This window comes from Desulfobacula sp. (assembly GCF_014237455.1).
Lineage (GTDB): Bacteria > Desulfobacterota > Desulfobacteria > Desulfobacterales > Desulfobacteraceae > Desulfobacula.
Genome location: NZ_JABZFL010000039.1, coordinates 1 through 5087, shown reverse-complemented (window position 1 = coordinate 5087; position 5087 = coordinate 1). Strand labels below are relative to the sequence as shown.

The 5087-nt window shown below is 38.5% G+C and carries 2 protein-coding genes; one reads left to right on the top strand and one right to left on the bottom strand.

Features of this window, described 5'->3' with window-relative positions; genetic code table 11:
• The first annotated feature begins 1170 nt into the window (after window positions 1-1170).
• A complete protein-coding gene (locus HGJ91_RS05795) occupies window positions 1171-1875 on the top strand; it encodes a glycerophosphodiester phosphodiesterase family protein (RefSeq protein WP_291346760.1) in 705 nt (234 codons plus the stop codon).
• Window positions 1876-2377: 502 nt separating this feature from the next.
• Here HGJ91_RS05795 and recC read toward each other — a convergent pair.
• Window positions 2378-5087 (bottom strand): exodeoxyribonuclease V subunit gamma (gene recC / locus HGJ91_RS05790; RefSeq protein WP_291346759.1); only part of this gene is annotated, 2710 nt, incomplete at its 5' end.

The following is a 5087-nucleotide window of genomic DNA, read 5'->3' as shown; positions in this document are numbered from 1 at the left end:
GTCGATATTAATCGAACCCTAATCCACAAGAATAGAAATAACGGGTGTGGAAAAGAGGAAAAACAGCAAATGTAGTTGACTCAATGTATCAAGGTCAAGCGAATAACTTAATTTTCGTTTGGGGAGGTGTTTTTTCTCTTGACCTGCCCTTTAATGGGTGACCTGCCCTTTAATGGGTGACCCCGATATAGATAAGAAAAGAAAAAAGGAAAATAAAAAGTAAGTGCATATCATTTTGCCAAGGTTTATTTTTGGTATATCAACCAGCGATTGATACGTACGAAGAGGGAAAGTATCAATAATATATTGGCCGATAAGGTCCTATTCTTTTGTGAGTATGCACCCTCTAAATTTCCGTAAATTTTCATAGGCTTTCAAGTCTCTTAAAGATGTGTGGGAAAACAAATACTATTTTTTATTTCCTTAATTTCAATGAAAACAAATGTCATCGTGAATAAAAATAACGCTGGTATACATTAAACTTAAATTTAGTAAATTGAAGCAGTGAACTATTAATAGCATAAATACGGGATGCCCTAAAAATCAAAAACATTTGAAAGGGTAATGGAGAAGTTTTTTCTTGATTGTTTGTTCCAAAGATATATTATAAAAATTACAGTTGAAGAATGGCCTATAACACTGCTACAAGGTCATAAAGTTGAACCAAGAATTCAAAACTGAAAAAGTCCTATACACAATATGTGGGGGGGGCCTTCAATTTGTCTGGACTGAGTCTTTAAAATACCAGTGAAAGCCCACAGATAGGACCTTATCCTAAGCTGTTATAGACAAAGTCAACAGTCCCATATATATTAAGAGGTCCCAATATTTTCTTTATTAATAATTTTGGTACTTTAACAATTCTTCATAAGTTTCTTCGAATGAACTCATAATGTCTTCGATTGACTTGAGTGTGCCTGCTTCAATACGGGCATATCTTCCATTATTTCGATATTCTAATTTGGTTTTACCGCAAATTGCTTTGACAGCATCCCTATTTGTGTGTATTTGTGTGTTTTGATGATAGTGTTAAATATGTTATTGGCCATTAAGTTAAATAGTATTTATTAAAGGAATTGTGATTGAAAAATAATAATAAAATATAGGTTAGTTTTTTAATTATTATTCGAATATTATTTCGAATAAAATATAGAGTTGATTGAGTTTGCCATGATTAAATTATATGCCCATCGTGGGTCACCTGAAAAAGAACCAGAAAATACTATTGTATCCTTTAAAAGGGCAATTCGTGAGAAGGCTGAGTGGATTGAGTTTGATGTCCGGAAAGGAAAGAAAAAGCATCTCTATGTAGTTCACGATGACAATCTTCAGCGGATAGCCGGGCATGATATTTCACTGAAGAAAGCTAATTTTACAGAAGTAAGAAAAGTTAAGCTTGGTTCCAAGAATGAGAGGGTTCCTCTACTAGAAGAAGTGCTTCTTCTGGCAAAGGATACCGATATTATGCTCAATATTGAGTTGAAGGAAAAGCACCTGGAAAGAGAAATCATTGATATGATAGAACACTATGAAATTTCATCACAGATTATCATTTCATCGTTTTTTCATCTACCTCTTCTTGTCCTTGCTGACTACAGGCCAAAATTGAAGACAGCTCTTCTTATAGATGAACCACCAGCAGACCTGAAAGCCTGGCTTATCGAAACAAAGGTTAATTATCTTCATCCCAATATTAAGCATCTTACTGATGAAACTGTGAAGATTGCACGTTCTCTACGAAAAAAGATAAATACTTTTACTGTCAACAGTAAAAAGGATCTTAAGAAAGCTCTTCAATATAAAGTACATGGGATTTTCACGAACAGGGTACCTTATATGCGTAAGGTGTTGAAAGAGATGGGTGGTGAAGATTAGATGTTAAGTCAGGAGACGAGATAAGAAAATTTTTTTTGTCAATTCAATGATGCCCGGAACTTATGTTATCTTGGGCAAATTGATAGTATCTTAAATATTTATAATAAGGTCAAGGAACGATGATCAAATTATAGAAAAAATAATATTATTGGGGCCGATTTCCTCCTGAGTCATTATGGTATTATCTGTCAGGAGTCAAATTCCCCGAGCGCTTCTTTCACCAGTCCGGGCTTTTAAGAAAATATAAGCTTACCACATATGGTATGGACTGTCTTTTTAGGCACTGGTGGAAAATTAAAATATATGGGACAAGGCAGAATTAAATTTATCAAGATTCATTTTACCTTTTATTGGAGATAAAAAACATTCATTCAATTCAATGGGCATCTCTTAAATTTCGATCAGCCAAAAGTTATGAATACTTACATAATTCATAACTTTTCAAATATTCAACCATTCAAATAGTATCCTTAGCTCCGTTGAGTAAACGAGCCCAGAGGCTTCATGATATTATTTTCAGATTTTCCATCAAGGGTTTGTACACGGTTATAGAATTTTGGACAAATCCGGAGGAAAGCAGTGCATCAACACTTTCAAAAGGATCGTTATTCTCAACACAAAGAGAGACATACCGGTTTTCCTTTTCCCCTGTTTGATAATACCCGCCATGCCAGCTGGTCTTGGTCTTTGAGTGATTCATGGCTTTAAAAACCAACTCCCTGTCAGGCTCTGACCGGTCCAGATCAAAATTTTCCTTTGACAGGGCCTGTATAAATTGCCAGGAAGTTTCGCTAAAAAAATAAAAAGGATATTCTCTCCCTTTACCATAAATTTGAATCAACTCCTTAAAATATTTAAGTGCGACCGATTCCAGGGAAGGAAACGAACAGGCTACAACTGGCTCTTTCCCTTTGGGGTCCCGTCCGATAAGGATGGTTTTCTTGGGATAGTCAACAGGGGCACTGATATTTAAAAACAGATGCCTGATCCAGCCTGAAAGCAGTCTTGCACTAGTAAGCTTTCCATACGTCACAAAGTATAATCCGTCTTCCCTGATATCGGGGAAACTTGTTGAAACTATCAAGCTGTCTATATTTATCTGTGCAGCAACAGGGGGCAATAATTTTTTAGCTGCAATGTCCCTGGCGGCATTGATGACAGGCCCGGCAAGGTTGACCGTTTTTTCATATTCAAGTTTACCTTTCTCTCCAAAAGGAAGGCTGCCCATGGCCTTGAGCACTGGATAAAATTGAGTTTCCCTGAAAGATTCAGACTTGGAAGACTTTAATTTTTTTTCAACCAAAAGACTGCCAAGGGTATATTGATCCAGCCCGGATAAGGTGAAGAGTTCCCTGTCATGGGTCTGGTCTTCCATGTCCGGCAGCTTTATGTGCAATCCTTCTTTCATGTACCCTTGAACAGGATTCTTAAAAAAACGGATCATCTCATCAAGGGTAAGGGTCGGTGGCGGATCTTTTGATTCTTTTTTGGAAGATGGCCGGACAAATACCCGGGTTCGGGATCTGTCCTTTCCTGATCTGTTTGGGGAAAGCGCCTTTGCAATATTGCAATTGTCCTTTGAAAAAGACAAAAACGAATCGGTCTGGTTGAAATATTTTTCATTAAAGGAATGAAGCGGATGAAAAAAATGACGGGAGACCCCTTTTTGAAAAACAAAACTTTGATCCATAACGTCCAAAAGTTCGCTGATGACCCCGGCACAGGGAATATTTGAGTTATCCTGTATGCTCATCCCCGTATAAGTGATAATAAACTTTGACCTTACTGACAGCAGAGTCTCAAGAAACAGATACCCGTCATCATCCCTTTTTGATTTATCACCAGTCTCTGGATATTTTTTTATCAGGTTGAATCCCGGGCTGAAGGCCTGCCGGGGAAAGGATTTTTCATCCATTCCCATCAAAACGACAATCTTAAAAGGAATGCTGCGCATGGGCATGACATTACAAAATGTGATGTTCCCTGACAGAAAATTTCCCTGGGAAATATTGAGATCAAGCTTCTGCTCAATGGCAGCAAAAATCATGTCAAACGAAACCATTCCATCAAACCCTGCCTTTTCAGCGTCTTCTTTGAGCTGATCAATGGTCTGGATCAAAAAAGTGAGGTCTTCCCCATTTTTAAAATTCCGGTCCATCAGTGAAACAGCTATTTTCTTTAACGCCTCACACCATTTCTCAATTGTTTTTTGACCGGCAAGGGTTTCAAGACATGAAAACAGGGCATGACAAAAGGCTGCTAATTTGCCCAGCACCTCAAGATCAAGCCCTTCAAAGGACTGACACGGCAGGATATTCTGTACCAGTACATCTTGATTTTCCGGCATGGCCATGCCCATAAAAAGCCGCTGCAATCCAAACTGCCAGGTATTTTCTTCAAAGGGCGGCAAGCCTAAGGTTTCTCTGTGCCCGGCATCTCTGCCCCAGAGAATCCCGGCATCCTCAGCCATTTTTTCAATCATACCGATCTCATCAAAGGTAATATTAAACTTTTTAGCAATCGATTCAGACAGCAGAAGATCGAGCACATAACTTTGCTCAAGCCGGGTGTTCCTGAGTGCCAGTATCTTTAAGAAAGCATCCAGAGGCTCTGATTCAGATCTTTTCCTGCGGTCACTGATGGAGAATGGCAAAGACGTTTCCAAAGAAAAGACAGATTCGATAAACGGCGCATACGCTTCAATATCCGGCATCATTACAATGATGTCATGGGGGGCAAGGTCAGGGTCTTTTTCAAACTCGTTTAACAAAAGATCTTTTAACACCTGGGCTTCCCTCATGGGGGAATGACAGGCATGAACACAAATAGATGTATCAGATGCAGCAATGGTGACAGGAGCGTCCCGGCATCCTTGTTTTCGATGGATAAGATTTAATATGTCTGACTGGAGAACTGAAAGCATGGTATTGGATTCGGATGATTCATTTAAGGGATCCTGAAACAGATCATCAAACGGCTCATGATAATTAAACGCTTCAAGGCAGGAATGAAACCCTTTTCCCGATATTCCCAGAGATGACAGCAGCGGATTTGTCATCTCATAGTATAATAGTTCGGGATCTATCGATGTGTCTTCCCTTAAGGCCATTCTCCCTATCTGTCTTTCTGATTTGATATCAAAAAAGAACTGATTGGATGGAGTAAGGAGGAACAAATTTATATCCATTATTTCAGACATTTTTTCAAACACC

Bases quoted from the DNA above. Each gene is read 5' to 3' on its own strand.
- HGJ91_RS05795 (WP_291346760.1), top strand. From the start codon at position 1,171: ATGATTAAATTATATGCCCATCGTGGGTCACCTGAAAAAGAACCAGAA.